The organism is Streptomyces sp. NA04227 (genome assembly GCF_013364195.1).
In the GTDB taxonomy this organism is placed as follows: domain Bacteria; phylum Actinomycetota; class Actinomycetes; order Streptomycetales; family Streptomycetaceae; genus Streptomyces.
The window spans coordinates 6121497-6148102 of the sequence record NZ_CP054918.1 but is presented as its reverse complement, the minus strand read 5'-3'; the positions used below and the strand labels follow the sequence as shown (position 1 = coordinate 6148102).

27 protein-coding genes are annotated in these 26606 nt (G+C 70.7%); 7 read left to right on the top strand and 20 right to left on the bottom strand.

Annotated features, from left to right (window positions below; genetic code table 11):
- Positions 1-83: 83 nt before the first annotated feature.
- Together HUT18_RS26185 and HUT18_RS26180 are read right to left on the bottom strand one after the other, a co-directional pair.
- Positions 84-917, bottom strand: a complete 834-nt coding sequence (locus HUT18_RS26185) for a M55 family metallopeptidase (protein WP_176102994.1) — start codon at positions 915-917, stop codon at positions 84-86.
- Positions 918-988: 71 nt separating this feature from the next.
- Positions 989-1570 (bottom strand): Pycsar system effector family protein, encoded by a 582-nt coding sequence (locus tag HUT18_RS26180; protein WP_254878817.1) that lies wholly within the window; start codon positions 1568-1570, stop codon positions 989-991.
- 79 nt (positions 1571-1649) lie between these two features.
- On the opposite strand from HUT18_RS26180, the gene HUT18_RS26175 reads away from it, so the two are divergent.
- From HUT18_RS26175 to HUT18_RS26165, 3 genes are all read left to right on the top strand, one after another.
- Positions 1650-2012 carry a hypothetical protein gene (locus HUT18_RS26175; RefSeq protein ID WP_176102993.1) on the top strand — a complete coding sequence of 121 codons (363 nt, stop codon included), beginning with the start codon at positions 1650-1652 and terminating at the stop codon, positions 2010-2012.
- Positions 2013-2285: 273 nt separating this feature from the next.
- Positions 2286-3107 (top strand): helix-turn-helix transcriptional regulator, encoded by an 822-nt coding sequence (locus tag HUT18_RS26170; protein WP_176102992.1) that lies wholly within the window; start codon positions 2286-2288, stop codon positions 3105-3107.
- Positions 3104-3367 (top strand): DUF397 domain-containing protein, encoded by a 264-nt coding sequence (locus tag HUT18_RS26165; protein WP_176102991.1) that lies wholly within the window; start codon positions 3104-3106, stop codon positions 3365-3367. Before HUT18_RS26170 ends, HUT18_RS26165 begins: the two co-directional genes overlap by 4 nt.
- Before the next feature lie 23 nt (positions 3368-3390).
- Here HUT18_RS26165 and HUT18_RS26160 read toward each other — a convergent pair whose 3' ends face one another.
- From HUT18_RS26160 to HUT18_RS26100, 13 genes are all read right to left on the bottom strand, one after another.
- On the bottom strand, positions 3391-4629 hold the full coding sequence (locus HUT18_RS26160; protein WP_176102990.1) for an MFS transporter: 1239 nt from the start codon (positions 4627-4629) through the stop codon (positions 3391-3393).
- Between the two features lie 244 nt (positions 4630-4873).
- Entirely contained in the window at positions 4874-6385 is a 1512-nt protein-coding gene (gene gatB / locus HUT18_RS26155; RefSeq protein WP_176102989.1) for an Asp-tRNA(Asn)/Glu-tRNA(Gln) amidotransferase subunit GatB, read from the bottom strand.
- Positions 6382-6972, bottom strand: coding sequence for a DUF4276 family protein (locus HUT18_RS26150; protein WP_176102988.1), 591 nt, complete (start codon positions 6970-6972; stop codon positions 6382-6384). Before HUT18_RS26150 ends, gatB begins: the two co-directional genes overlap by 4 nt.
- Positions 6962-8086 carry an AAA family ATPase gene (locus tag HUT18_RS26145; RefSeq protein ID WP_176102987.1) on the bottom strand — a complete coding sequence of 375 codons (1125 nt, stop codon included), beginning with the start codon at positions 8084-8086 and terminating at the stop codon, positions 6962-6964. Before HUT18_RS26145 ends, HUT18_RS26150 begins: the two co-directional genes overlap by 11 nt.
- An 85-nt stretch (positions 8087-8171) precedes the next feature.
- Positions 8172-8405 carry a hypothetical protein gene (locus tag HUT18_RS26140; protein WP_176102986.1) on the bottom strand — a complete coding sequence of 78 codons (234 nt, stop codon included), beginning with the start codon at positions 8403-8405 and terminating at the stop codon, positions 8172-8174.
- A 5-nt stretch (positions 8406-8410) separates the two neighbouring features.
- On the bottom strand, positions 8411-9904 hold the full coding sequence (gatA, locus tag HUT18_RS26135) for an Asp-tRNA(Asn)/Glu-tRNA(Gln) amidotransferase subunit GatA (protein WP_176102985.1): 1494 nt from the start codon (positions 9902-9904) through the stop codon (positions 8411-8413).
- A 6-nt stretch (positions 9905-9910) separates the two neighbouring features.
- Complete coding sequence (gatC, locus tag HUT18_RS26130; RefSeq protein ID WP_031117542.1) at positions 9911-10207, bottom strand: Asp-tRNA(Asn)/Glu-tRNA(Gln) amidotransferase subunit GatC; 297 nt, start codon at positions 10205-10207, stop codon at positions 9911-9913.
- Between the two features lie 245 nt (positions 10208-10452).
- Entirely contained in the window at positions 10453-12651 is a 2199-nt protein-coding gene (locus tag HUT18_RS26125; protein WP_176102984.1) for a bifunctional diguanylate cyclase/phosphodiesterase, read from the bottom strand.
- A gap of 281 nt (positions 12652-12932) precedes the next feature.
- Positions 12933-15125 carry an NAD-dependent DNA ligase LigA gene (gene ligA, locus HUT18_RS26120; RefSeq protein ID WP_176102983.1) on the bottom strand — a complete coding sequence of 731 codons (2193 nt, stop codon included), beginning with the start codon at positions 15123-15125 and terminating at the stop codon, positions 12933-12935.
- A 14-nt stretch (positions 15126-15139) separates the two neighbouring features.
- Positions 15140-16207 (bottom strand): methionine synthase, encoded by a 1068-nt coding sequence (locus tag HUT18_RS26115; RefSeq protein WP_176102982.1) that lies wholly within the window; start codon positions 16205-16207, stop codon positions 15140-15142.
- Positions 16208-16290: 83 nt separating this feature from the next.
- Positions 16291-16980 (bottom strand): SDR family oxidoreductase, encoded by a 690-nt coding sequence (locus tag HUT18_RS26110; RefSeq protein ID WP_176102981.1) that lies wholly within the window; start codon positions 16978-16980, stop codon positions 16291-16293.
- Positions 16981-17028: 48 nt separating this feature from the next.
- Positions 17029-17568, bottom strand: a complete 540-nt coding sequence (locus tag HUT18_RS26105) for a TIGR00730 family Rossman fold protein (RefSeq protein WP_176102980.1) — start codon at positions 17566-17568, stop codon at positions 17029-17031.
- An 85-nt stretch (positions 17569-17653) separates the two neighbouring features.
- The gene (locus HUT18_RS26100) at positions 17654-18301 is read right to left on the bottom strand and encodes a CatB-related O-acetyltransferase (RefSeq protein ID WP_176104814.1); all 648 of its coding nucleotides are present in this window, start codon (positions 18299-18301) and stop codon (positions 17654-17656) included.
- A gap of 185 nt (positions 18302-18486) precedes the next feature.
- Here HUT18_RS26100 and HUT18_RS26095 point away from each other — a divergent pair, with 185 nt between their 5' ends.
- Together HUT18_RS26095 and HUT18_RS26090 are read left to right on the top strand one after the other, a co-directional pair.
- On the top strand, positions 18487-18816 hold the full coding sequence (locus tag HUT18_RS26095; protein ID WP_176102979.1) for a DUF427 domain-containing protein: 330 nt from the start codon (positions 18487-18489) through the stop codon (positions 18814-18816).
- Between the two features lie 241 nt (positions 18817-19057).
- On the top strand, positions 19058-20671 hold the full coding sequence (locus tag HUT18_RS26090) for a M4 family metallopeptidase (RefSeq protein WP_254878816.1): 1614 nt from the start codon (positions 19058-19060) through the stop codon (positions 20669-20671).
- Positions 20672-20932: 261 nt separating this feature from the next.
- On the opposite strand, the gene mnmA is transcribed toward HUT18_RS26090, so the two are convergent.
- Positions 20933-22054, bottom strand: a complete 1122-nt coding sequence (gene mnmA / locus HUT18_RS26085) for a tRNA 2-thiouridine(34) synthase MnmA (RefSeq protein ID WP_176102978.1) — start codon at positions 22052-22054, stop codon at positions 20933-20935.
- Between the two features lie 126 nt (positions 22055-22180).
- On the opposite strand from mnmA, the gene HUT18_RS26080 reads away from it, so the two are divergent.
- Positions 22181-22885 (top strand): N-acetylmuramoyl-L-alanine amidase, encoded by a 705-nt coding sequence (locus HUT18_RS26080; protein WP_176102977.1) that lies wholly within the window; start codon positions 22181-22183, stop codon positions 22883-22885.
- A gap of 97 nt (positions 22886-22982) precedes the next feature.
- Here the strand turns inward: HUT18_RS26080 and HUT18_RS26075 are convergent, their stop codons facing one another.
- From HUT18_RS26075 to HUT18_RS26060, 4 genes are all read right to left on the bottom strand, one after another.
- Entirely contained in the window at positions 22983-23816 is an 834-nt protein-coding gene (locus tag HUT18_RS26075; RefSeq protein ID WP_176102976.1) for a hypothetical protein, read from the bottom strand.
- Positions 23817-24009: 193 nt separating this feature from the next.
- Positions 24010-25173 carry a cysteine desulfurase family protein gene (locus tag HUT18_RS26070; protein WP_176102975.1) on the bottom strand — a complete coding sequence of 388 codons (1164 nt, stop codon included), beginning with the start codon at positions 25171-25173 and terminating at the stop codon, positions 24010-24012.
- Between the two features lie 187 nt (positions 25174-25360).
- Positions 25361-25636: a DUF4190 domain-containing protein gene (locus HUT18_RS26065; RefSeq protein WP_176104812.1), complete on the bottom strand. Its 276-nt coding sequence runs from the start codon at positions 25634-25636 to the stop codon at positions 25361-25363.
- Between the two features lie 68 nt (positions 25637-25704).
- Positions 25705-25866 carry a hypothetical protein gene (locus HUT18_RS26060; protein ID WP_176102974.1) on the bottom strand — a complete coding sequence of 54 codons (162 nt, stop codon included), beginning with the start codon at positions 25864-25866 and terminating at the stop codon, positions 25705-25707.
- A gap of 118 nt (positions 25867-25984) precedes the next feature.
- Here HUT18_RS26060 and HUT18_RS26055 point away from each other — a divergent pair, with 118 nt between their 5' ends.
- Positions 25985-26602, top strand: coding sequence for a TetR family transcriptional regulator (locus HUT18_RS26055; protein ID WP_176102973.1), 618 nt, complete (start codon positions 25985-25987; stop codon positions 26600-26602).
- Positions 26603-26606 lie beyond the last annotated feature (4 nt).

Sequence of the window (26606 nt, the reverse complement as noted above, 5' to 3'; positions counted from 1 at the left end):
CGTGATCGTTGCCGTCACACTAGTCCGTCGCGCGGCTGCCGATCGGCTGCCGTCCACCGGGCCGAGGGCGGTCAGGTTTCCGCTCAGCAGTACGGCCGCTGCCCCGACACCGCCGTCGCGACCTTCGTGAACACGTAGAACAGCCGGTAGAGCTCGGTGACCGGACCGCTGACCCGCACCGTACGCGCGTCCTGCCGGGTCACCCCCGGGATGCCTTCGAGCTGGGCGGCGACCGTCGCCGACTGCCAGCGGACGGACAGCGTGAGCTCCTCGCCCATGCCCACCGGGACCGCGTGCGCGGCGCCCCGTACGCCTTCGGCCGCGGCCTCCTCGATCGCCTTGCGCGCCTCGGTCATCGGGCGCAGTTCGGCGGCGAAGCGGTCCTTGGCGTACTTGACCGGGGCGGTGATCACCGCCGGGTCCCAGGCCGTGGCCTCCGCGCAGGCCACGTCGTCGCCGGAGAGCATCACCACCGGCACGCCCATGGCGGCTGCCGTCGCGTGCGCGAAGCCGAACTCACCGACCAGGCGGTCGTCCAGCCACATGTCCTCGATCTCGTGGCCCATGTAGCTGTGGCTGAGGACCCCCAGTTCTCCGGCCCGCGCGTGATAGCCGACGCACAACACCGCGCCGAAGTCCGCGTCCAGGCCTTCGAGCATGCCCATCCGCTTGGGCTTGCCGCGGACCAGGACGGCCTCGGGGTGGATACGGTCGGCGAGCAGATTGCGCATCGTGCTGTGGGCGTCGTTCACCAACACCTCGGTGGCGCCCGCGGCCAGCGCCCCGCGCACCGCCGCGTTGACGTCCTCGGTCATCATCTCCCGGCCGCGCTCGTAGTCGCGCCCGCCCATCTGCACGTCCTCGGCGTCGACCAGCCCGGTCACGCCCTCCATGTCGGCACTGATGTAGACCTTCACGCCCGCACGTCCTCTCGGCTCCGCTCTCGTACCGGCGACCCGCACCCGCCCGTCACCGCCGTCCCAGGATCTCAGTCCAGCCCCACCAGCACCGCCGAGACCGCGAGCAGCACCACACCCACCAGCATGCAGTCGACGGCCGCCCGTATGAGCCGGAACTTACGCGTCGCGAGTACGGCCATGAATCTCAGGTGCTCCGCCTCGTAGCCGGACACCAGGCGGGCCCGCAGTTCCTCCGGGTCCAGTGCGGACCAGCTCGTCCAGCCGCCGCCCGCGAGGACCGGACGGACCGCGAGCAGCAGGAGGACCGTCGCGGCCAGCAGCATCGCCGCGCCCGCCGCTCCGGACGCCTTTGCCGGTAAGGGGAGTTGGCGACCTGCCGCCACCGTGAGTACCGCAACCAGCGCGGCGCCCGTCAGCGCGAGCAGCAGGTTCGCCTTGCCGTCCGTGCGCGCGAGGTCGGTCTGGAGGGCGGCGACCGTATGAGCGATGCGGTCCTGTTCCCGGTCCGGGTTGCCGTCCCGGGCAAGGCTGTTGCCCTGGCTCACCTCCTGGTTCCAGCTCCGGTCCTGGGTCCGGCCCGGCGGTCCCGATGTCCCCGATGCCTCCGTGGGGTCCGGTGCCCCGGCGGAGTCCGATGCGACGGTCGTCATGGCGGACACCTTCCCCTTTCCGTGCGCGCTCCGGGCCACCGGCTTTCGCCGACCGTCCCGATCGCGCCATCCTGGCTCCATGGTCTCGTGGTGGGCGCGACGTCAACAGAGCGGGCTCCGGCGTGAGTTGGGCAGCCCGCTCGAAGTCGAAGTGATGCTCCTCATCGAGGGCGGAAAGATCGCGGCCGCGTACGAGGACGAAGTGCTCGACACCGTGCTGCCGCTCATGATCGACGACCACCTCCACCACAAGAGCTTCTGGGAGGACTTCGGCGAACGCCGGGAACGCGAGCGCTACGCCTACCTGGTCATCGCCAAGTCCGAGGTCCGCCCGTGGTGGCGGCCGGGCGGACAGCGACCCAGTGGCAGCCCTCAGGGCGAGCACTACTCGAACACGGCCGCCTCACTCCGTACCTGCCCTGCCGGGCGGTCGAGGAGCTGAAACGGGACCGGAACCTGCCGGTGCCGGAGGCGGTCCAACTCACCCTGCACGAGGACGAGTTGTCTCGCGAGAAACCGATGCGCAGGTACTGGGGCCCGGACTGATTCCCGTCCACTCCGCGTAAACCGCACCCCTCCCCCGGATTCGAACAAATCTGATTAACTCGCACACGCTTGTCACTGAGCGTCAGGACAGTGTTACGTGGTGTCCGTACGGCGCTCCCGTACGGGAAGTGCGGGGCGCGATCCGTCGTGAACGGGGAAACACGCACGCATGCACAAGGCAAACAGGCCCAAGAAGGGCACCTCCTGGCACGTCATCGGCGCACAACTCGGCCACTTCCGCCGCGCCGCCAACCTCACCCAACGCGCGCTCGCCGATCTCATCCACGTGGACGAGGAGACGATCGCCTCCATCGAGCAGGGCCGCCGCCCGCTCAAACTCTCGCTGGCCGAGATCCTGGACAACCTGCTGGAGACGAAAGGGGTGTTGGCGGTTGCGGTGGAGAAGGTGCCGCTGCGGGAGAAGGTCCCGGCATTCGTCCAGGATTTCCTGGACTACGAGCAGGAGGCACTGACGGTGCTCTCCTATCAGAACCAGGTCGTGCCCGGGCTGCTGCAAACCAAGGAGTACGCAGCAGCGGCATTCGACTGCTACTTCCCGCCAGTGGCAGAGGAGATTGCTGACAACTGGCTCTCGGCCCGAATGGCTCGGCGACAGGTCTGGCAACGCGAGCGGCCTCCTGTTGCCAACTTCGTGATCGAAGAGGCCGTTCTTCAGCGTCCGTTGGGAGGCGAAGAGGCGATGCAACGCCAGATCGCTGAGCTGCGCCGCTTCGCCGACCTACCCAATGTGGGCGTCCAGATCATGCTCACCAACACGACTCCGCACGCCGGTCTCGCAGGCCCCATGGTGCTCCTCGAGACCCCAGACCACGACGACTTGGCCTACGTGGAGGGGCAGTTGGTCAGTTTCCTCCATGAAGACCCAGGTCAGGTCAGCGTTCTCCAGCAGAAATATGGAATGCTACGGTCCCAGGCGCTCTCTCCACGAGCAAGCATGGATCTGTTGGACGAACTGCTAGGAGAGTCATGAGCACTGCGCGGAGCAGCCATACAGCCCATCTCGCGTGGTTCAAGTCGAGCTACAGCTCCGACCAGGGCGGCGACTGCCTGGAAGTCGCCCATACCTGGCGCAAGTCCAGCTACAGCACCGACCAAGGCGGCAACTGCCTAGAAGTCTCCCCCCACCCCACCGCCATCCACATCCGCGACTCCAAGAACCCGTCCGGCCCGATGCTCACCGTCGCACCGGCCACCTGGACCGCGTTCCTCTCGGATATGGGCGGGCTCTGACCGTCGACCGTCGGCCCTGACCGTCACTCCCTGACCGTGGCGGTCTCGGACTCCGGCACCACAGAACTCCCCGTGACCGTTCTGCCCGCCGTTCCGGAGGTCAGCCCCCGGACGGCGGGTACCGCCACCAGGGAGGCGAAGGCGAGCAGGCCCGCGCAGCCTGCCGCCACCAGAACGGCCGTGGTGCCAAAGGCGGTTGAGGCGGGTCCGGCGAGGGTGCTGCCGACGGGGAGCAGCAGCATGGAGCCCATGACCTCGTATGCGGAGATGCGGTTGAGTGCGCCCGGCGGGACCTGGGACTGCACCGAGGTGGACCACATCACGCCCCAGAAGGCACGTCCGGCACCCGCCGCGAACATGGCGATCCCGATGATCGCGACGGGAGCGCCGGTGGCGATCAGCCAGAGCTGCGGTACGAAGGCGATCATCGCCAACGCGCCCACGTACAGCGGGCGTCGGGGTTCGCGGCGCAGGCCCACGAAGCCGCCGCAGACGGCCCCGGCGCCGAACACGGCCTGGAGCAGACCGTAGGTGGTCGCGTCGTGGTCCTCGATCAGAATCGTCGGCACCAGCACCTGGTACGGGCCCCACAGGAACAGGCCCAGCAGACCGAAGGACCCGATCACCACCCACAGCCAGGTGCGGGCTCTCAACTCCCGCCAGCCTTCCCGCAGATCGGCTGTGATCCGGGGCCTGCCCTTGGCCGGAGGCCGGGCCGGGAGTTTCACCAGGGCGATCAGGACGCAGCTCAGCAGATAGCTGGCGCAGTCCACGGCGATGACGACGGCCGGACCGACGAAGGCCAGGAGCAGACCGGCCAGGGCGGGCCCGGCGAGGGTGACCACGGACTCGCTGATCCGCAGATACGCGTACCCCTCACGGACCCGGCCGGGCGCCACATGCGGCACCAGGCCCTTGGAGCCGGGCTCGAACATGGCGCCGGCGGTTCCGGTGACGGCCTGTGCCACGACCAACTGCCAGAGCACGGGCTCGCCGCTCGCGAACTGGACGGCCATGAAGCCCATCGAGACGACCCGGACCGCGTCCGCCGCCAACAGGACCGGCTTGGGGTGGAGATGGTCCGCGAGCACACCGCCGAGCAGGAGCAACGCCACGAAGGGAAAGAGGTGGGCGGCGAGTACGAGGCCGACGCCGGTCGCGCCGTAACCGGCCTGGAGGACGCCGAAGGTCAGGGCCACCGGGAGCATGGCGTCGCCGAGCTGGGAGACGGCCCGCGCGCCGATGTACTTCAGCAGGTTCATCGCGGCACCGGTCCGGGTGTCGATCCAGGTGTCGGTCCAGGTATTCGAGGTCTCCCAGGTCTTCGCACAGTGCGTTCTTATGCAATCTCCGAGCGGAAATCAAACAGATTCCAGCACCTGGAACCTGACCTGGGCAGACGCCCCCCAACGCCGAAGGGCGGCACACCAGTTGGTGCACCGCCCTTCTGGAGCCGTTCGGTCTCCGGGAGCAGGAGTCGGTCGGCCGGAGCCGCTCAGCCTCCGCTCAGCCCTCCACGCCCAGCTGCTGGAGGATCAGCTCCTTCACGCGGGCGGCGTCCGCCTGGCCGCGCGTGGCCTTCATGACCGCGCCGACCAGCGCACCGGCCGCCTGCACCTTGCCGCCACGGATCTTGTCGGCGATGCCGGGGTTGCCCGCGATGGCCTCCTCGACGGCCTTGGTCAGGGCGCCCTCGTCGGAGACGACCTTCAGGCCGCGCTTCTCGACGACCTCGTCCGGGGTGCCCTCGCCCGCGAGCACACCCTCGATCACCTGACGGGCCAGCTTGTCGTTCAGCTCACCGGCGGCGACGAGTTCGGTCACCCGGGCGACCTGGACCGGGGTGATCGGCAGGGCGTCGAGCGGGCGGGCGGTCTCGTTGGCGTTGCGGGCGAGTTCGCCCATCCACCACTTGCGGGCCTGGTCGGCGGGGGCGCCCGCGTCAATGGTGGCGACGATCGGGTTGATGGCACCGGCGTTGAGCATCGACTGCATGTCGTGGGCGGTCACGCCCCACTCCTCGCGCAGCCGGTTGCGGCGGGCGAGCGGCAACTCGGGCAGCGTGGCGCGCAGTTCCTCGACCCACTCGCGGGAGGGCGCCACCGGCACCAGGTCCGGCTCGGGGAAGTACCGGTAGTCCTCGGCCTCTTCCTTGATCCGGCCCGAGGTGGTGGAACCGTCCTCCTCGTGGAAGTGGCGGGTCTCCTGCACGATGGTGCCGCCGGAGGAGAGCACCGCCCCGTGGCGCATGATCTCGAAGCGGGCCGCGCGCTCCACCGAGCGCAGCGAGTTGACGTTCTTGGTCTCCGAGCGCGTACCGAACTTCTCGGTGCCCTTGGGCATCAGCGAGAGGTTCACGTCGCAGCGCATCTGGCCCATCTCCATCCGGGCCTCGGAGACACCGAGCGCCTTGATGAGCTCACGCAGCTCGGCGACGTACGCCTTGGCGACCTCGGGGGCCCGGTCACCCGCGCCGACGATCGGCTTGGTGACGATCTCGATCAGCGGGATGCCCGCGCGGTTGTAGTCGAGCAGCGAGTGCTGGGCGCCGTGGATACGACCGGTCGCGCCACCGACGTGGGTGGACTTGCCGGTGTCCTCCTCCATGTGGGCGCGCTCGATCTCCACCCGGAAGACCTCGCCGTCCTCCAGCTGGACGTCCAGGTAGCCGTTGAAGGCGATCGGCTCGTCGTACTGCGAGGTCTGGAAGTTCTTCGGCATGTCCGGATAGAAGTAGTTCTTCCGGGCGAAGCGGCACCACTCGGCGATCTCGCAGTGCAGCGCGAGACCGATCTTGATCGCGGACTCGACACCGGTCGCGTTGACGACGGGCAGCGAACCCGGCAGACCCAGACAGGTCGGGCAGGTCTGCGAGTTCGGCTCGGCCCCGAGCTCGGTGGCACAGCCGCAGAACATCTTGGTCCTGGTGCCCAGCTCGACATGGACCTCCAGGCCCATGACGGGGTCGTACGACGCGAGCGCGTCCTCGTATGACACCAGGTCGGTCGTGGCGGTCACAGGAAACGCAACTCCTTCATCACTGTCTTCAGATCCGAGACCCAGCGGTTGTACGCGGGGACCCGCTCCATGATGTCGAGGGACACCGTCTGTCCCAGTCTGTCGAATTCGTATTCGGGCTGGTGCCGCGGACCCAGTGCCTGGGCCAGGGCCTTCTTCGGGTCGGGCACCTTCTCCGCGTGGGCCGGGCCCGCCACGAGCTCACGGACGGCCGTGGCCGCGGACTGCGGCAGCGCGTCCGGATCCGCGAGCATCCACGCCTCGGTCTCCCGAACGGGGACGATACCGAGCACGCGTTCCGCGGAGTGGGGCAGCATCTTCCGTACCGAGTCGATCTTGTCCCGCTCGTTGTGGTCCTGATGCAGGACGACGACGTCGAAGTGGTCGAGCAGCATCTCGACCTCCCGGACCACGCGCTGCCTGGGCGCCACGGTGAAGCAGCCTCCCGGGCCGGACCCGCCGAAGGCGAAGCCCTCGTCCGAGGCGGCTTCGAGCGAGGTGATCTGCCGGTCGATCAGCGGCAGCAGGAACCACTGGTCGCTCAGCCCCTCGGTGAGCAGTGCGAGGCTGAAGTACCTAAGTCCCACGGGCGTACCCCACCGGGTCCAGGTACTGCCCGACCTCCATCGGGGTCACATAGCTGCCGCGCTCGCCGCTCTCGGCGACCATCCGGCCCCGGGTGATCCGGGTGGGCGCCAGCCCCCTGCGCACCCGCGTCACCGTGTCCAGGAAGAGCACATCGTGCGGGGCCTCTTCGAGAACCGAGGACAGCACCACCGGGGAGTGGGAGGTCACGATGATCTGCCGGGCTCCGGAGCCGCTCGCCGGTGTCCGGTCGTCCGGTCCGGCCGGGTCCGTGGTGCACCTGGTGAGCCGGTGCAGAAGCCGCGGCACACGGTTCGGGTAGAGGCCGTTCTCCAGTTCCTCGACCATCAGTACACCCGGGTGGGCGGGGTCGTGGGCGGCGGCGAGCAGTCCGAGGACGCGCAGCGTGCCGCCGGAGACGACCCGGGGTGACATGCGGGGCTCGTGCCGGTGCTGGATCCAGATCTCCCACTGCGCGCGCTCGCTCTCGCGCACCACGTCGATGGCGGCGATGTCGGGGAGCAGTGCGGCCACATCGGCCTGGTAGCGCGTACGGGACTCCTCCGAGGCCCAGACCCTGCCCATCACCGCGCCGAGGTTGTGGCCGTCCTCCGCCAGTGGGTCCTGGTCGTAGGGGTCGGCGGGGAGGCGAAGGGCGTCGGGCAGCAGGTCCAGGATCCGCCAGCCCGCGACCGCCTCCCGCAACGCGTGCCAGCGCTGGACCGCGTCCATCAGGGCCGCTGCACCGTCGGTACGGATGTCCAGGTCGACTTCCAGCGGTTCCGGGGCCTCCCGGTAGCCGATACGTGCTTCGACGGACAGGGGGCAGCGCCCGTGCTCGGCGATGTCCACCACAACGGTGGCCGCGATCCTGACGGACTTGGCCAACGCCCCGTCGGGCCCCCGCCGGAAGAGCCCCTGCGGCCCCCCGCGCCGTGCGTGCCGTACGACGGTCTGGCTGCTGGGCTCCTCGACAAGGTGCCCCAGCAAGGAAATCGCCTCGAACAGGTTCGACTTGCCGGAGCCGTTCTGGCCGAGGAGAACGAGGAACGGCGGCACGTCGAGGGAGAAGTCCTCGAAGGTCTTGAAGCCGTCGATCTCGATACGCGTGATCACCGTGTCACCTCCTCCTCTCGCCCATGGCACACCTCACGAACGGCCGCGGGGCCCGGCCGCGGCCGGGCCCCCGCCGAACCGGACCTCAGCCCAGCAGTACGTCGTCGTCGCCCAGTCGCTTGAGCTCGCGGTACAGGATCGCGAGACCGGTGACGATGGCGGCGGCCGAGACTCCGGCGTCGATCAGGCGGAGCGTGTCGCTCTCCCTGCGGGCCAGCTTGGCCTGCTTGAAGACGCTCAGGGCACCGAAGGCGGTGCTGCCGATCGAGAGATAGATGCCGGACTTGGACTTCTTGAAGTCCTTGGCCTTCTTGCTCATTGCGCTCACAGTGACGGAGCCTCCTCGAGAAGCGGGTGTCCCCAGCGTTCCACGAAGGCCGCCTCGACAGCAGCACCGACCTTGTACAGGCGGTCGTCCTTGAGGGCCGGGGCGATGATCTGGAACCCGACCGGCAGGTTGTCCTCGGGCGCCAGGCCGCAGGGCAGCGACATGGCGGCGTTGCCCGCGAGGTTGGTCGGGATGGTGCACAGGTCCATCAGGTACATCGCCATCGGGTCGTCGACCCGCTCGCCGATCGGGAAGGCGGTGGTCGGCGTCGTCGGCGAGACCATCACGTCGACCTGCGCGAACGCCTGCTCGAACTCGCGGGTGATGAGCGTGCGGACCTTCTGCGCGCTGCCGTAGTACGCGTCGTAGTAGCCGGAGCTGAGCGCGTACGTGCCGAGCATGATGCGGCGCTTGACCTCGTCGCCGAACCCGGCCTCGCGGGTGAGGGCGGTGACGTCCTCGGCCGACCGGGAGCCGTCGTCGCCGACCCGCAGGCCGTAGCGCATGGCGTCGAACCGGGCCAGGTTCGAGGAGCACTCGGAGGGGGCGATCAGGTAGTACGCGGACAGCGCGAGGTCGAAGCTCGGGCAGTCCACCTCGACGATCTCGGCGCCGAGTTCCTTCAGCAGGGCGACCGTCTCGTCGAAGCGCTGGAGCACGCCCGGCTGGTAGCCCTCGCCGCGGAACTGCTTGACCACGCCGACGCGCATGCCCTCGACGCTGCCGTTGCGGGCGGCCTCGACGACCGGCGGTACGGGCGCGTCGATGGAGGTCGAGTCCAGCGGGTCGTGTCCGGCGATGGCTTCGTGCAGCAGGGCCGCGTCGAGCACCGTACGGGCGCAGGGGCCGCCCTGGTCGAGGGAGCTGGAGAAGGCCACCATGCCGTAGCGGGAGACGCCGCCGTAGGTGGGCTTGACGCCGACCGTGCCGGTGACGGCGGCGGGCTGGCGGATCGAGCCGCCGGTGTCGGTGCCAATGGCGAGCGGGGCCTGGAAGGAGGCGAGCGCGGCGCTGGAGCCGCCGCCGGAGCCGCCCGGGATACGGGTGAGGTCCCAGGGGTTGCCGGTCGGGCCGTAGGCGCTGTTCTCGGTGGAGGACCCCATGGCGAACTCGTCCATGTTGGTCTTGCCGAGGATGACGATGTCGGCGGCCTGGAGCCTCTTGGTGACGGTGGCGTCGTAGGGCGCCACCCAGCCTTCGAGGATCTTGGAGCCGACCGTGGTGGGCATGCCCGTGGTGGTGAAGATGTCCTTCAGGGCCAGCGGCACACCGGCGAGCGGTCCGAGCTTCTCGCCGCGCTCACGCTTGGCGTCCACGGCGCGGGCCTGGGCGAGCGCGCCCTCCCGGTCGACGTGCAGGTACGCGTGCACCTTCTCGTCCACTGCGGCGATCCGGGCCAGATGGGCCTCGGTGACCTCGACGGCGGTCAGTTCGCCGGCGGCGATCTTCGCCGCGGTCTCGGCGGCGGTCAGCTTGATGATGTCGGTCACGACTGTTTAGTCCTCCCCCAGAATCTGCGGCACCTTGAAACGCTGCTGCTCCTGGGCAGGGGCGCCGGACAGCGCCTGCTCCGGGGTGAGCGAGGGACGGACCTCGTCCGGCCGCATGACGTTGGTCAGCGGGAGCGGGTGGGAGGTCGGCGGTACGTCTTGGTCGGCGACCTCGGAGACGCGGGCGACCGCGCCGATGATGTCGTCGAGCTGGCCCGCGAAGTGGTCGAGCTCTTCGGGCTTCAGCTCCAGACGCGCCAGCCGGGCGAGGTGGGCGACCTCCTCGCGCGTGATGCCAGGCATGCAGCGATCCTCTGCTGGGGTGAGTGGTGTTGGGGCCCAATCCTATGGGGCCGCACACAGTGCCCGTGAAACGGCGGTGCCCATGGCCGGATTCGGGGTGGCGGGCGGGGGCACGGGTGTGCGTAGGCGCGGGCGGGGGCGCGCGGGCGAAAACGACTAGGGCACCTACGGAAATCCGTAGGTGCCCTGATGCGAGAGCGCGGGCGCGGGGCCACCGGGCCGGGCGCGGCCCCGGTGGTCCGTCGCTACTGAACCACCCGTCCCGGTGCGCGGTCGGGTTCTCCGGTGTCGTCGGACTCGCGGGCCGCGGTGCGGCGCTGCCAGCCGTGGGCGCCGCGGGCGCGCAGCCAGGTGGTGGTCTCGGCGGCGGGCATCGCGGCGGCGACCAGCCAGCCCTGTACGGCGTCGCAGCCGAGGTCGCGCAGCCGCTCCCAGGTCTCGTCGTCCTCGACGCCCTCGGCGACCACGAGCAGGCCGAGCGAGTGCGCGAGGTCGAGGGTGCAGCGGACGATCTCGGCGTCCTCGGGGTCGATGGCGAGCCGGGCCACGAACGAGCGGTCGATCTTCAGCTCGCTGACGGGCAGCCTGCGCAGGTGCACCAGGGAGGAGTAGCCGGTGCCGAAGTCGTCCAGGGACATCTTCACGCCGTGGCCGGTGAGCGCGGCCAGGGTGTCGGCGGCGCGCTGCGGGTCCTCCAGCAGGACGTGCTCGGTGATCTCCAACTGGAGGGCGCCCGCCGGTACGCCGTGCCGGGCGAGCCGGGCGGCGACCGAGCCCGCGAAGCCGGGGGTGTGGACGTCGCGCGGCGAGACGTTGACGGCGACCGGCACGAACAGGCCCTGCTTGCGCCAGGCGGCGACCTGGGCCAGCGCGGTCTCCAGTACGTACTCGGTGAGGTGCGGCATCAGGCCGGAGGACTCGGCGATGGCGATGAACTCGTCGGGCGGCACGCTGCCGCGCTCGGGGTGCACCCAGCGCACCAGGGCCTCCAGACCGGCGACCTGGCCGTCGAAGCGCACCTTGGGCTGGTAGTGCAGGTCGACCTCGCGGGCGTCGAGCGCGCGGCGCAGATCGCCCAACAGGCCCAGCCGGTCGGGGGTGTTGGAGTCCCGCTTGGACTCGTACACCTCGACTCCGGTGCGGTCCCGCTTGGCCTGGTACATGGCGACGTCCGCGCGGCGCAGCAGGCCCTCGGCGTCGGTGGCGTGGTCGGGGAAGACGGCGAGTCCGGCGCTGGCCTCCAGGACCAGGGTGAGTCCGTCCAGGTCGAGCGGGGAGCCGAGGGCGCCGATCACGGAGCGGGCGATGCGGGTGGCGGAGGTGGTGGAGTCGGCCACCGGCAGCAGTACGGCGAACTCGTCGCCGCCGAGCCGGGCGGCCTCCGCGCCGGGCGGCAGGGCGACCCGCAGCCGGTCGGCGATCTGCAACAGGAGGCGGTCGCCCGCGAGATGGCCGAGAGTGTCGTTGACGGCGCGGAACCTGTCCAGGTCGATCAGCATCAACGCGGTGCGGGTCTCGGCCCCTTGGGCCTCGTCGAGGGCGGTCCAGGTGCGCTCAAGGAGCCACTGACGGTTGGGCAGCCCGGTCAGCGGGTCGCGCAGTTGCTCCTCGGCGCGAGCCTTGGCGATCCACAGGGTGGAGTCGAGGGCGATCAGCGGGACGGCGAACAGCGGGAGCAGTACGGGGCGGGCGAGGGCCACCACGCAGATCAGCGGGGCGATGCCGAGCAGGGCGATGCCGACCAGACCGTGCCGCATCAGTGCGCTGCGCAGCGAGGTGCCGCCGCGGCCGGGGCCGCCCGGCAGGTCCACGGCCCACAACAGGCCCCGGGTGACGGTCAGATAGGCGAGGGCGACCAGGACGAGCAGCGGGGCGGTGTAGCGGTCCCAGGTGATCGGCTCCCAGGGGGCCTCGACCGAGGGCGAGCGGCCGAAGGCCCACAAAAGTAACGCCCCGATGCCGATGCCGAGGAGGTCGGCCGAACCCTGCAACAGGCTCTGCCACCACCGCTGATGGCGTGCCAAGGAGACCAGCAGGACGACGGCGAGGCTGACCATTCCGGCGGGCGCCCAGCCGTACAGCAGGAGCACGGCCAGGGTGAGGGAGGTGCTCGAACCGGTCGTCCCCCAGCGCCTGTTGTGGCCGAGGGCGACCAGGTGGCCGACCAGCGCGCCGGTCAGTACGGCCAGCGCCCAGCCTCCGGTGCCGCCCGGGAACAGGGCGTGCCCGCCGCTGATCGCGCGCTGGATGCCGGTGCCCAGCAGCGCGGCCGCGGCCACCACGATGAGCAGCGGCAGGAGGTTGTTGCGGCGCTGGCACTCCTGCGCCTGGGCGCCCGGGCCGCCGCCCGGGCAGGCGCTCTCGCGGCGTACCGCGGACGGGTGTTCGGGCTCCCGTCCGCGGCGCAGCCATGAGTACGGGGCAGCGCTCTCGGTCGGTTCCATACCCGTCCCTCTCACAGCCGGCGGTGCTCTCGCCTACGTGGTCCGTCGGGTTGACGCCACGCGCCGGCACTGTCCACCGCCGCCCGGCCCCGCCGTTCGGCGGCCCGTGACCCGCGTCGTTGTTCCCGCCGTACAACCGGGCAACGGCAGGTGCACAAGTCAACAGTAGGCCGCCGAACGCGTTCGCGGGCAGCGGTCGCGGACGGTTGCCCGAATACAGCCCAGCCACCCGTATCAGTCTGATATGCCCGCACGGGTGACCTTCGTCTGGGTGATTCCCGCTACTCCTCCACGGGAAGCGCCGCATCGGCGGCGGCTTTGGGCCCCTCTTCGAGCAGTACCGCGAAGCCGTCCTCGTTCAGCACCGGGACCTTGAGCTGCATCGCCTTGTCGTACTTGGAACCGGGGTTGTCGCCGACCACCACGAACGAGGTCTTCTTGGACACCGATCCGGTCACCTTGGCGCCCCTGAGCTGGAGTTCCTCCTTGGCGCCGTCGCGGGTGTGGGAGGCGAGCGTGCCGGTGACGACGACGGTCAGGCCCTCCAGCGGGCGCGGGCCCTCGTCCTCGCCGGAGCTCTCCTCCTCCATGCGGACCCCGGCCGCACGCCACTTGCGCAGGATCTCGCGGTGCCACTCCTCGGCGAACCACTGCTTGAGCGAGGCCGCGATGATCGGCCCGACGCCCTCGGTATTGGCCAGTTCCTGCTCGGTGGCCGCTTCGATGCGGTCGATGGAGCGGAACTCGCGGGCCAGTGCCTCGGCGGCGACCGGGCCGACGTGCCGGATCGACAGACCCGTCAACACCCGTGCCAGTGGCCGCTCTTTGGCCGCGGCGATGTTCTCCAGCATGGCCGTGGCGTTCTTCTTCGGTTCGCCCTTCTGGTTGGCGAACACCGTGACGATCTTGTCCTCGCCGGTCTTCGGGTCCCGCTTGGGCAGCCCGCTGTCCTGGTCGAGTACGTACGCCTTGATGGGCAGCAACTGCTCGATGGTCAGGTCGAACAGGTCGCCCTCGTCCGCGAGCACCGGTGTGGAGGGCTCCAACGGCTTGGTGAGAGCCGCGGCGGCCACGTATCCGAAGTGCTCGATGTCGAAGGACTTGCGGCCACCGAGGTAGAACAGGCGCTCGCGCAACTGGGCGGGGCACGTACGGGCGTTGGGGCAGCGCAGGTCGACGTCGCCCTCCTTCATCGGGCGCAGCGCGGTGCCGCACTCGGGGCACTCGGCGGGCATCACGAACGCGCGCTCGCTGCCGTCCCGCAGGTCGGCGACCGGGCCGAGGATCTCCGGGATCACGTCACCTGCCTTGCGCAGCACCACGGTGTCCCCGATGAGCACGCCCTTGGCCTTGACCACGTCCTGGTTGTGCAGGGTGGCGAACTCCACCTCGGATCCGGCCACGGTGACCGGTTCCACCTGGGCGTAGGGCGTCACCCGGCCCGTACGGCCCACACCCACCCGGATGTTGACGAGTTTGGTGTTGACCTCCTCGGGCGCGTACTTCCAGGCGATGGCCCAGCGCGGTGCGCGCGAGGTGGAGCCGAGGCGGCCCTGGAGCGGGATCTCGTCGAGTTTGACGACGGCGCCGTCGATCTCGTGCTCCACGGAGTGGCGGTTCTCGCCGAAGTACGCGATGAACTCGCGGACGCCCTCCAGGCCGTCGACGACCCTGTTGTGGCGCGCGGTGGGCAGCCCCCACTCGTGCAGCAGCTCGTACGCCTCGGAGAGCCGGGCGAGTCGCAGGCCCTCGTGGGCGCCGATGCCGTGCACCACCATGTGCAGCGGCAGCGTCGCGGTCACCCGCGGGTCCTTCTGGCGCAGTGAACCCGAGGCGGAGTTGCGGGGGTTGGCGTAGGGCTTCTCGCCCGCCTCCACGCGCCGTGCGTTGAGCTCCTGAAAGGCGTCCATCGGGAAGTAGACCTCGCCGCGGATCTCCACCAGGTCCGGGATGCGCTCGCCGTGCAGCCGCTCCGGGATCTCGGCGATGGTGCGCACGTTGGGGGTGATGTCCTCGCCGGTGCGACCGTCGCCGCGGGTCGCCGCGCGGGTCAGCTTGCCGTGCTCGTAGGTGAGGTTGACCGCGAGGCCGTCCACCTTGAGCTCGCACAGGAAGTGGTACTCGGCGCCGGCCACGTCCTTGGCCACGCGCTCGGCCCAGGCGGCGAGTTCGGCGTCGTCGAAGGCGTTGTCCAGGGAGAGCATCCGCTGGCGGTGCTCGACCGCGGTCAGCTCGGTCTCGTAGGCACCGGACACCTTCTGCGTGGGCGAATCGGGCGTCCGCAGCTCGGGGTGGCGCTCCTCCAGCTCTTCCAGGGAGCGCAGCAGCCGGTCGAACTCGGCGTCGGTGACGACCGGCTGGTCCTTCACGTAGTACCGGAAGCGGTGCTCCTCGATCTGCTCGGCGAGCTGCGCGTGCTGCTCCCGTGCCTCGGCGGGCACATCCGCGGGCTGTGCTTGCTGCTGGCCGGCCACCGTCTTGCCTCCCGTTACTCAGGGTTGTCCGCGAGGGATCTCGCCGCCCGGACGCAGTGGGCCAGCGCCTGTCGCGCGTACGCCGGGGAGGCCCCCGCGAGACCGCAGGCGGGGGTGACCACGACGGCGCGCGACAGCAGCCGCGGATCGAGTCCGAGCCTGCGCCACAACGTCCTGACCCCCATGACGCTACCGGCAGGGTCTGACAATGCCCCTGCCCCGGAGCCCGACACGGCGGCCCGCGCGCCTCCCGGCGAGGGCGCGGGCGGCAGCGTCGGCACCACTCCGGCCAGCAGCCTGGTCCCGTTCTCGGCCGCCTCCCCGAGCACCTCGTCGTCACGTTCGGTGAGCAGTGAGGCGTCGAAGGAGATGCCCCCGGCGCCCGCGCGGCGCAGCAGCGCGAAGGGCACGTCGGGCGCGCAGGAGTGCACGAGCACCCGCCGCTCCTCGTGGACGCCGATCACCTCGCGCAGGGTGCCCTCCACGAGTTGGCGGTCCACGGCGCGGTGGGTGCGGTAGCCGCTCGCCGTTTTGACGTGGCCGCGCAGTACGGCGGTCAGCGAGGGCTCGTCGAGCTGGAGGACGATCTCGGCGCCGGGCACCCGCCTGCGCACCTCGGCGAGATGGCCGCGCAGCCCTTCGGCGAGCGAGGCGGCGAGGTCGCGGCAGGCGCCGAGGTCGGAGAGCGCGGCCTCACCGTTGCGCAGCTCCAGTGCGGCGGCGAGCGTCCACGGGCCGACGGCCTGCACCTTCAACGGCCCCTGGTGGCCCTGGGTGAACTCCTCCAGGGCGTCCAGGTCCTCGCCCAGCCAGGAGCGGGCCCGGCGGGTGTCCATGCCCGGCCGGTCGCCGATGCGCCAGCCGCTCGGTTCGACGCGGGCGTACACGTCGACGAGCAGGCCCGCGGTCCGGCCGATCATGTCGGCGCCGGGGCCGCGCTGGGGAAGTTCCGGAAGATGGGCCATGCCCTGGCCGGAATCGAAACTGCCGACGACGGTCTTGGCGGCCTCACGGGCGTCGCCGCCCGGCATCGATCCGATGCCGGTGGCGGGCGGCAGCACCCACTCGCTGTTTTCGCTCACCCGGGAAGCGTACGTAACCGGGCGCCGCCCGCCGAACCGGCCCGAGCGCAGGTCACGGCACGGAGCCCGACCGCGCGCACCGGTCACCGTCCCGGGCGCACCGTGAGGTCGTTGACCTCCGCGTCACGCGGCAGGTCGAGCGCCATGAGGATCGTGGTCGCCACCGACTCCGGGTCGATCCAGCGGTCCGGGTCGTACTCCTTGCCCTCCTGCTGGTGCACCTTGGCCTGCATGGGGCTCGCGGTGCGGCCCGGATAGACCGTGGTGACCCGTACGCCATGGGGGCGCTCCTCGCCGCGCAGCGCGTCGGCGAGCGCCTTCAGACCGTGCTTGGAGGCGCCGTACGCCGACCAGTTGGGGTGGGCGTTCAGGCCGGCGCCGGAGTTGACGAAGACCACTTGGCCCTGGGTGACGCGCAGTTGGGGCAGGAAGTGCCGGGTGAGTTCGGCCGGGGCGATCAGATTGACGTTGAGCTGGTGCCGCCAGGTCTTGGGGGTGAGCTCACCGACGGGACCGAGGTCGACGACGCCCGCGATGTGCAGCAGCGAGTCGACGCGGTCGGGCAGCGCCTGGTGGGAGAAGGCCCAGGAGAGCTTGTCGGGGTCGGCGAGATCGCCGACCAGGGTGCGCGCTCCCTCGTAGGTGGCGGCGAGTTCCTTGGCGCGGCCGGCGTCACGGGCGAGCAGGACCAGTTCGTCGCCCCGTGCCTGAAGTCGGCGGGCGACGGCGGCGCCGATGCCGGAACCGGCACCGGTGATCACATGAGTAGGCATGGGGTCATGCTCGCACCGCGCCCCGGCCCCGGTCGCCCCCGCTCCGCGTCACTGCTTCCCGGCCCACTCCTCCAGGTACGCCAGCGCGCCCACCGGATCCTCGGCGAAGAAGACCAGGTCGGTGAGCGGGCGGGGCAGGAAGCCTTCCTCGTCCATGCGCTGGAACTGCCGGCGCAGACCGTCGTAGTAGCCCGCGGTGTTGAGCAGGACCACCGGCTTGTCGTGGTGGCCGTGCTTCTTGAGTTCGAGGATGTCGGTGGCCTCGTCGAGGGTGCCCATGCCGCCGACCATGATCACCACGGCGTCGGACTTGGCGAGCAACAGCGCCTTGCGCTCGGCGAGGTCGCGTGCCACGACCATCTCGTCGGCGTCGGCCCTGGCCGCCTCGGACAGGAACTCCACGCTCACACCGACCAGTCGCCCGCCCGCCTCGGCCACCCCGTCGGCCACCACCTTCATGAGGCCGCGCTCGGACCCGCCCCAGACCAGCGAGTGCCCGCCCCTGCCGAGGAGTTGGGCGAACTCGCGCGCCGGGCCCGTGTAGCGCTCGTCGAGGTCGGCGGCCGAGAGGAAGACACAGATGTTCATACGCCCCACAGTACGAGCCGCCACCGACAGGGCGTACGCCCGGAACCGGACGAAGAGGCTTCGACCGGCGGAGCAAGCGCCGGAGTCACGCGGGAGTCTTCGGCGCGGCCGCCTCCAGGTCCGCGACGCTGCCCGACATGATCGTCCGCACATGGTCGGTGAGGTGCTCGGCCGGCCAGTCCCACCAGGCCACGGCGAGAAGCCGTTCGATCTCCGGCTCGCTGTAGCGGGTACGCAGGAGACGGGCCGGGTTGCCGCCGACGATCCCGTAGTCGGGCACGTCCGTGGTGACCACGGCACCGGCGCCGATGATCGCGCCGTGACCGATCCGCACGCCGGGCATCACCAGGGAGCCGTAACCGAACCAGACGTCGTTGCCGACCACGGTGTCCCCCCGGTTCGGCAGACCGGAGAGCAGGTCGAAGTGCTCGGACCACGAGCCGCCCATGGTGGGGAACGGAAAGGTCGAGGGGCCGTCCATACGGTGGTTGGCGCCGTTCATGAGGAACCGGACGCCGGTGCCCAGCGCACAGAACTTGCCGATGACCAGCTTCTCCGGCCCGTAGTGGTAGAGCACGTTGCGCGTCTCGAACTCCGTTGCCCCGTCCGGGTCGTCGTAGTAGGAGAACTCCCCGACCTCGATCAGCGGCGACTTCACCAGCGGTTTGAGCAGCACCACGCGCGGCTGCCCGGGCATCGGATGCAGGACGGTGGGATCGGCGGGTACGGGCATGGCGGGTGAGTCCTCCCGGTCGGGTGTCGGCATGTCGGTATCCGCTCCATGATCGCGACAGCGCGTCGGCCGCGACACCGGATTTCGTGCGCGGCGAGGGGAAGTTCCGCGCCGGTGCCGGTGCTCTACTGGCGGTGACCGGCCGTGCCGCACCGGCCGAACGACCGACAGGGAAGGGCAGTTTCGTGACCAACGGACACACCATCACCATCGAGCAGGGCAGCCAGCACGTCCGCGTCGTGCACGAGGGGCAGGTGGTCGCCGAGACCACCCGGCCCCTGATCCTGCACGAGACCGGCTACCCGGCGCGCTACTACCTCCCGCCCGCCGACGTCCGCACCGAACTCCTCGAACCCTCCGACAGCCACACCGTGTGTCCCTTCAAGGGCACGGCCTCCTACTGGTCGTTGCCCGGCGGCAAGGACCAGGTGTGGGCGTACCCGGAGCCGCTCGAGAACGTGCAGCGGATCAAGGACCACTTCTGCTTCTACGAGACCGAGGTCGTCGAAGCCTGACGGTGTTGCGGAGTCCCGTATTCCCCATGTCCCTTTGTGCACCGTTCATTTCGGCTTGTGCACCGTTCTTGTCCGTTACGTGAACAACAGGCGAGCAGATCGGACATAGGCGCTCTCAACTCGACATTTGCCGCGTGACATGTGCGCGTCCGGAGTGTCAGGGTCCTGCCCCAGCAAGGCTCGACTCCTTGTCAGGCGGGCGGAAAGCCGCCCGACTCCCCACGCTCACAGGAGAGTTCACGTGTCTTCAGTAACCGGAATTTCCGGCACCAGAAAGCGGCTGGCCCTCGCGGGCGGTGCCGCGAGTGTCGCCGCCGCCGTTCTCGCGGTGGGCGTCGCCACCGGTACCGCGGGTGCCGCGCCCGAGCGGTCCGCGGACACCTCGGCGGGCGCCACCGCACAGGCGCTCGGCCTCGGTGCCAAGGAGAAGCTCGTCCTCAAGGACACCGTCAAGGACGCCGACGGCACCGTCCACCAGCGCTACGAGCGGACCTACGGCGGACTGCCCGTCCTCGGCGGCGACCTCGTCGTGCACCGCGCCGAGGGCGGCAAGGTCGAGGGCGTCACCAAGGCCACCAAGGCGAAGGTCGCGGTGGCCTCGCTGACCCCGAAGCTCGCTCCGCACAAGGCCAAGGCGGCGGCGCTGAAGGCGGCCAAGGCCGCCAAGGTCGCCACGGCCGAGGACGGCAAGCAGGCCTCGCTCACCGCCGACGCGGCGCCCCGCAAGGTCGTGTGGGCGGCGAAGGGCAAGCCCGTCCTCGCCTACGAGACCGTCGTCGGCGGCTTCCAGGAGGACGGCACCCCCAGCCGTCTGCACGTCATCACGGACGCCGCCACCGGCAAGAAGCTCTACGCGTTCCAGGACATCAAGAACGGCGACGACACCAGCCAGTACAGCGGCAAGGTCGACATCGACAGCAAGAAGACCTCCAAGGGCTTCCAGCTCGTCGACACCGCCCGCGGCGGCCACGAGACCCGTGACCTGAAGAACGCCCAGAGCGGCAAGGGCGTGCTGCTGACCGACGCCGACGACGTCTGGGGCGACGGCACCCCGGCGAACCGGCAGACCGCCGCCGTCGACGCGGCCTACGGCTTCGCCCGGACCACGGACTTCTACAAGGACGTGCTCGGGCGGGACGGCATCCGCGGCGACGGAGTGGCACCCAAGTCCTACGTCCACTTCGGCCAGAACTACGTCAACGCCTTCTGGGACCCGGACACCTTCTCGATCTACTACGGCGACGGCGCGGGCGGCAAGCACCCGCTGAACCAACTCGACGTCGCGGGCCACGAGTTCAGCCACGGTGTCACCGAGGCCACGGCCGGTCTTGAATACAGCGGCGAGTCGGGCGGCCTCAACGAGGCCACCTCCGACATCTTCGGCACCGCGATCGAGTTCCACGCGGACAACGCCGAGGACAAGGGCGACTACCTGCTCGGCGAGAAGATCGACATCAACGGCGACGGCACCCCGCTGCGCTACCAGGACAAGCCCAGCCGGGACGGCGACTCGGCCGACTACTGGGACGAGAACCTGGGCGACCTGGACGTGCACTACTCCTCGGGCCCGGCCAACCACTTCTTCTACCTGCTGTCCGAGGGCAGCGGCGCGAAGGAGATCAACGGCGTCAAGTACGACTCGCCCACCAAGGACGGCTCCACGGTCGAGGGCATCGGCCGCGAGAAGGCCGTGAAGATCTGGTACAAGGCGCTGACCTCGTACTTCACCTCCACCACCGACTACCACGGCGCCCGCGAGGGCACGCTGAAGGCCGCCGCCGACCTCTACGGCGAGGGCGGCGCGGAGGTCAAGGCCGTGGAAGCGGCCTGGGCGGGGGTGAACGTCAAGGGCTGATCCGGCGCGCGAACCGCGCGCAACGCGCCGCACCTTGAGTGGGGGTACGGCTGGGGCGGTGTCCGGGGGTCCGGGCACCGCCCCTTCGCGTGTGCGAGCGCGGGCGAAAGCCCAGGCGCGGGCGTAGGCGCGGGCGTAGGCGCGGGCGTAGGCGCGGGCGTAGGCGCGGGCGTAGGCGCGGGCGTAGGCGCGGGCGTAGGCGCGGGCGTAGGCGCGGGCGTAGGCGCGGGCGCGGAGCCGAAGCCTCCGCGCCCGCCTGCCTCACACCGACGAAGTCGCCCGTACCGTCCGCGCGATGGTCGCCGAACCCACCACCCGCGTCCCGTCGTAGAGCACCACGGCCTGACCGGGCGCGACGCCGCGCTGTGCCTCGTCGAAGTCGACCCGCAGCTCGCCGTCGACGAGTTCGGCGCGTACTTCGCTCTCGCCGCCGTGCGCACGCAGCTGCGCCGTGTACGTACCGGGCCCGGTGGGCGCGACGCCGCACCAGCGGGGCTTGACCGCGACGAGCGCCGTGACGTCCAGGGCGGCGGCCGGGCCGACGGTGACGGTGTTGTCCACCGGGGAGATGTCCAGGACGTAGCGCGGCTTGCCGTCCGGGGCCGGGGTGCCGATGCGCAGGCCCTTGCGCTGGCCGATGGTGAATCCGTACGCGCCCTCGTGGGTGCCGACCTTCTCGCCGGACTCGTCGACGATGTCACCCTCGGCGCGGCCGAGGCGGTTGGCCAAAAAGCCCTGGGTGTCGCCGTCGGCGATGAAGCAGATGTCGTGGCTGTCGGGCTTCTTGGCGACCGCGAGCCCGCGCCGCTCGGCCTCCGCGCGGATCTCGTCCTTGGTGGTCACCGTGTCGCCGAGCGGGAACAGGGCGTGCGCGAGCTGCCGCTCGTCGAGCACGCCGAGCACGTACGACTGGTCCTTGGCCATGTCCGAGGCGCGGTGCAGCTCACGCGAGCCGTCGGGGAGCGTGACGACCTGGGCGTAGTGGCCCGTGCACACCGCGTCGAAACCGAGGGCGAGCGCCTTGTCGAGCAGCGCGGCGAACTTGATCTTCTCGTTGCAGCGCAGGCAGGGGTTGGGAGTGCGCCCGGCCTCGTACTCGGCGACGAAGTCCTCGACGACGTCCTCGCGGAAGCGCTCGGCCAGGTCCCAGACGTAGAACGGGATGCCGATGACGTCGGCCGCGCGGCGCGCGTCGCGGGAGTCCTCGATGGTGCAACAGCCGCGGGCGCCGGTACGGAAGGACTGCGGGTTCGCCGAGAGCGCGAGGTGCACTCCGGTCACGTCGTGCCCGGCCTCGGCGGCGCGGGCGGCGGCGACGGCGGAGTCCACCCCGCCGGACATGGCGGCGAGGACACGGAGGGGGCGCGCGGGGGTGTCAGTCATAACCCGTCCAGGGTACGGGTCCGGGGAACTGTATTCGTCCGTGATTTCGTTGACGTTCGCATACCGGGAGAACGGCGGCCCGAGGGACCGGCGGAACCGGTGCGGACGGGGAGGAGGGCGGGGTGGATGCAGCGTGAACGCGGAAGTGGCGGGGGCGCCGCCAAGGGCGGCGGGGCAGGGTCGGGCAAGGACGGCGGGAAGCGGATCAGCCGACGGGGACTGCTGATCGGCGGTGCCGGGGCCGCGATCGGCGTCGGCGCGCTCGCCCGCGGCGATCTCGCGCGGCTGTGGTGGCGCACACCCGGCGTGGACAAGCCGCGCACACCGGGTGAGGTCGACTACACCGGCGCCCTGTGGATCGGTGCCTCCCCGGCGAACTGGCGCCGGGCGGACCGGCCCGACGACTACGCCGTCGACCGCGTGGTCGTGCATGTCACACAGGGCAGCTACCGCTCCACGGTCAAGGTCTTCCGCGATCCCTCGCACCGGGCGGCCACGCATTACGTGGTGCGCGGCGACGGTCACGTCACGCAGATGATCCGGGAGCTCGACGTGGCCTTCCACACCGGCAACCGCGAGTACAACGAGCGCAGCGTCGGCATCGAGCACGTCGGCTGGGTGGACCGGCCCGAGTCGTTCACCGACGCCATGTACCGCTCCTCGGCCCGTCTGACCGCCCGCATCTGCGCACGCTACGACCTGCCGGTGGACCGCGAGCACATCGTCGGGCATGTGGAGGTGCCGGGCACCGACCACACCGACCCGGGCCGGTTCTGGGACTGGGACCGGTATCTGCGGCTGGTCAGGGACGCGCACAAGGCGCAGACCTGAGCGGGCCGGAACCGGCACCCTTCGCCGCGACCGGCACCTTTCGCGCCGCCGCCGGACGCGGGCGCCCGCATGCCGCGAGCGCCCGCCAACTCGGCTGTCAGGCCAGCTTCTTGGCCTGTGCCTGTGCGAGCTCGACCGGGAAGTCGAAGTCCTTGCCGCTGACGATCGCCCCGAGGTTCAGCGAGGTGAAGTAGGCGAGGGTGTTGCCCTTGCGCACCACGACGACCTTGAACGAGGCCTTGTCGTGGCCCTGTTGGTTGACGACGGTGAACGCGGTCGCCTCGTCGCCGAGCTTCGGGGCGGTGTCCTCCTTGACGGAGGTGATCTTCAGGTCCTCGCCGTGGGCGTGCGTGGTGAAGCCGCCCCCGCAGGGCGCGACGCCCTTGCGCAGGGCCTCCATCGCCGAGCGCGCGCCGCCGTCCTCGTACGCGGCGAGGCTGATCATGGACTTGGTCGCGTCGAAGGCGGACTCCAGGTCCTTGGGGTCCTTCACCTCGCCCTTCGCGGGCTTGGTGAGCGCCTCGCGCTCGACCTTGGCCGCGGGGCCGCCGGTGGTGGTGCCGAGCGCGGCGTTGGCCAGCGGGCCGCACTCGGCCCGCTCGGTCTTCACGTCCTTCTCCGCGGTCCGGTCCACCTTCGCGCGCTCGGAGATCTTGTGGCCCGGGACCTCACCGTCCTTGACGACCGCGGTCTCCAGCTCGGCCGCGCTGAGAGTCTTGCCGTCCGAGCCGCCGCTGCCGTCCGCGCCGCCGGACGCGTCACCGCCGCCCGAGGCCGAGCCGCCGGACGCCGAACTCCCCTTGCCCTTCTCCCCCTTGGGGCCGGACGCGTCCTTGTCGTCCGAGCCGCCGCAGGCGGCGAGCAGCGCCACCGCGAGCAGGCTTGCGGCACCGGCCGCGGTACGGCGCAGTGCGCGCGAAGTCGTGTCCACGACGTTCCTCCTGTATGTACCTGGTTCCGCCCGCGGCCTCGCGCACGGCGGAACACCTGCGCGCCCTCGGGCCGCCGGAACACCGGCCGCGCCCCCACCACCACGGGCCAGCACACCATAGGCGATTCTCGGCCAGGGCCGTGACTCGGTGGTACGGACCGTACGACGCGGCGCTCGGCCGGGCGCCGTGGGGTCAGGAGAGCCCCGCGCTCCGCGCCCGTTCGACGGCCGGTCCGATGGCCTTGGCCAGTGCGTCGACGTCGGCCCGGGTGGAGGTGTGTCCGAGTGAGAACCGCAGGGTGCCGCGGGCCAGTTCGGGCGCCACACCGGTCGCGAGCAGTACATGGCTGGGCTGGGCGATGCCGGCGGTGCAGGCGGATCCGGTGGAGCACTCGATGCCCTGGGCGTCGAGCAGGAGGAGCAGCGAGTCGCCCTCGCAGCCGGGGAAGCTGAAGTGCGCGTTGGCGGGCAGCCGGTCGACGGGGTCCCCGCCGAGCACCGCCTCGGGCACGGCCTCGCGCACCGCCTCGACCAGCCGGTCCCGCAGGGCGCCGACCTCGCGCGCGAACTCCTCGCGCCCCTCGGCGGCCAGCCGTGCGGCGACGGCGAAGGCGGCCGTGGCCGGGACGTCCAGGGTTCCGGAGCGGACCTGGCGTTCCTGCCCGCCGCCGTGCAGCACCGGTACGGGGGTGTGGTCGCGGCCGAGGAGGAGGGCGCCGATGCCGTAGGGGCCGCCAATCTTGTGGCCGGAAACCGTCATCGCGGCGAGGCCGGACGCGGCGAAGTCGAGGGGGAGCTGACCGAAGGCCTGGACCGCGTCGGCGTGCAGCGGGATGCCGAACTCGGCGGCCACATCGGCCAGTTCACGAATCGGCAGCACGGTGCCGATCTCGTTGTTGGCCCACATGACGGTGGCCAGGGCGACGTCCGCGGGGTCGCGGGCGATCGCCTCGCGCAGCGTCTCGGGGTGCACGCGCCCGTACCGGTCCACCGGCAGGTACTCGACCCGGGCGCCCTCGTGGACGGCGAGCCAGTCGACGGCGTCCAGGACGGCGTGGTGCTCCACGGGGCTCGCGAGGACCCGGGTGCGGGCCGGGTCGGCGGCGCGGCGGGACCAGTACAGGCCCTTCACGGCGAGGTTGTCGGCCTCGGTGCCGCCGGAGGTCAGGACGACCTCGCTGGGCCGGGCGCCCAGCGCCTCGGCGAGGGTCTCGCGCGCTTCCTCGACGGTGCGCCGTGCGCGGCGGCCCGCCGAGTGCAGCGAGGAGGCGTTGCCGGTGACGGCGAGCTGGGCGGTCATCGCCTCGATCGCCTCCGGAAGCATCGGAGTGGTCGCGGCGTGGTCGAGATAGGCCATGGTGCCCACGATTCTACGAGGCCTTCACGGGAGCGCTTCCGGCGCAGGGGCGCACGGGAGGGGGTCACGGAAGCCTCGCACCCTCACGCCTCGCGCGGATCGCGGTGCGGGCACCCCGGACGGGCGGCCGCCCCGCGCGGTGGGGCGCACGGGCGGAGTACCGGCCGTGCGGGGCCGGGTCGGCCGGTCAGCCGCCGAAGCTCCACACGCCGCCGCTGTGGACGAGGACGGTCAGGACGACGACGTCGGCGATGCCGAGGGCGAGACCGAGGAAGGCGCGGGCCCGGCGCTTGGTGCCGCGCCACAGGGACGCGAGGGCGAGCACGATCGCGATCGGGCCGAGGACGAGGTTGAGGACGAGCAGACCGAGCAGGCCGAGGACGAACGAGGCGACGGCCATGCCGTCGGCGTCCCGCACTCCGGGTCGGCGCTGCGTCGACCGTGCGGGGGCGGTGAGTTCCAGCATGTGTGGGCTCCCTGTCAGGAAAGTGACGGTCGGATCGGACGGTGCTGCGGGGGTGTGCCGCGGTTTCAGTCGGTGCGGGTGCGGCGTCCGTACCGTTCGCGAACCGCGAAGACGGCGAGCCAGACCCCGATGACGACGGCGGCGACGAGGGACACGGCGGGCGGCGCGTGCACGACCGCCCCCATGACCACGCCGAGCAGCAGGAGCGCTACGACGAGGAACAACATGAGGACACCTCTCGTGAAGATTTGAGTGAACGCTTGTGGTTACAACTGTTCACTGACTTCATCTTCCAACCGCGTCCCCCGGGTTGTCAATTCCAGAGAACAATCGTTAACTGATGTCATGAGTCACACCGTTGGCGTCCGCCAGGCGCAGAAGCAGAAAACCCGCCAGGCACTGCTCGACGCGGCCCTGGTCCTGCTGGAGGAGCAGAGCCTCAGCAGCCTGGGCATCCGTGAGGTCACGCGCGCGGTGGGCGTGGCGCCGACGGCGTTCTACCGGCATTTCCGCAGTACCGCGGACCTCGGCGTCGCCCTGGTCGAGGAGTCGCTCGGCAGCCTGCACCCGATGATCCAGTCCACCCTCGACGAGACCGGCGAGCACGAGCTCCTGATAAGGAACACGGTCGACCTGATCGCCGACTACGTACGCGCGCAGCCCTCGCACGTACGCTTCCTGGCCCGCGAGCGGCACGGCGGCGTCCAGCAGGTCCGTGAGGCGATGCACCGGGAGTTGATCCGGTTCTCCGAGGAGGCCAAGGCGGCCATCGCCTGCCACCCGGAGTCGGAGGGCTGGAGCGACGACGACCTGTACATGCTGGCTCGGCTCTTCGTGGACCACATGGTCATGACGGCCATCGAGCTGGTCGAGGCGACCCCCGGCGACGAGGCGGCCATCAAGGACATGGCCCGCCGCCAGATGCGCGTGATCCACCTGGGCCGGGCCCACTGGCTGGACTGACCGC

Coding starts and splice junctions, on each gene's coding strand:
- HUT18_RS26055 (WP_176102973.1), top strand. CDS start 25,985: ATGAGTCACACCGTTGGCGTCCGCCAGGCGCAGAAGCAGAAAACCCGC.
- HUT18_RS26070 (WP_176102975.1), bottom strand. CDS start 25,173: ATGGCCTATCTCGACCACGCCGCGACCACTCCGATGCTTCCGGAGGCG.
- mnmA (WP_176102978.1), bottom strand. CDS start 22,054: ATGACTGACACCCCCGCGCGCCCCCTCCGTGTCCTCGCCGCCATGTCC.
- HUT18_RS26165 (WP_176102991.1), top strand. CDS start 3,104: ATGAGCACTGCGCGGAGCAGCCATACAGCCCATCTCGCGTGGTTCAAG.
- HUT18_RS26080 (WP_176102977.1), top strand. CDS start 22,181: ATGCAGCGTGAACGCGGAAGTGGCGGGGGCGCCGCCAAGGGCGGCGGG.
- gatC (WP_031117542.1), bottom strand. CDS start 10,207: ATGCCTGGCATCACGCGCGAGGAGGTCGCCCACCTCGCCCGGCTGGCG.
- HUT18_RS26105 (WP_176102980.1), bottom strand. CDS start 17,568: ATGAACATCTGTGTCTTCCTCTCGGCCGCCGACCTCGACGAGCGCTAC.
- HUT18_RS26110 (WP_176102981.1), bottom strand. CDS start 16,980: ATGCCTACTCATGTGATCACCGGTGCCGGTTCCGGCATCGGCGCCGCC.
- HUT18_RS26175 (WP_176102993.1), top strand. CDS start 1,650: ATGGTCTCGTGGTGGGCGCGACGTCAACAGAGCGGGCTCCGGCGTGAG.
- HUT18_RS26060 (WP_176102974.1), bottom strand. CDS start 25,866: ATGTTGTTCCTCGTCGTAGCGCTCCTGCTGCTCGGCGTGGTCATGGGG.
- HUT18_RS26180 (WP_254878817.1), bottom strand. CDS start 1,570: ATGACGACCGTCGCATCGGACTCCGCCGGGGCACCGGACCCCACGGAG.
- HUT18_RS26170 (WP_176102992.1), top strand. CDS start 2,286: ATGCACAAGGCAAACAGGCCCAAGAAGGGCACCTCCTGGCACGTCATC.
- HUT18_RS26160 (WP_176102990.1), bottom strand. CDS start 4,629: ATGAACCTGCTGAAGTACATCGGCGCGCGGGCCGTCTCCCAGCTCGGC.
- HUT18_RS26125 (WP_176102984.1), bottom strand. CDS start 12,651: ATGGAACCGACCGAGAGCGCTGCCCCGTACTCATGGCTGCGCCGCGGA.
- HUT18_RS26100 (WP_176104814.1), bottom strand. CDS start 18,301: ATGCCCGTACCCGCCGATCCCACCGTCCTGCATCCGATGCCCGGGCAG.
- HUT18_RS26140 (WP_176102986.1), bottom strand. CDS start 8,405: ATGAGCAAGAAGGCCAAGGACTTCAAGAAGTCCAAGTCCGGCATCTAT.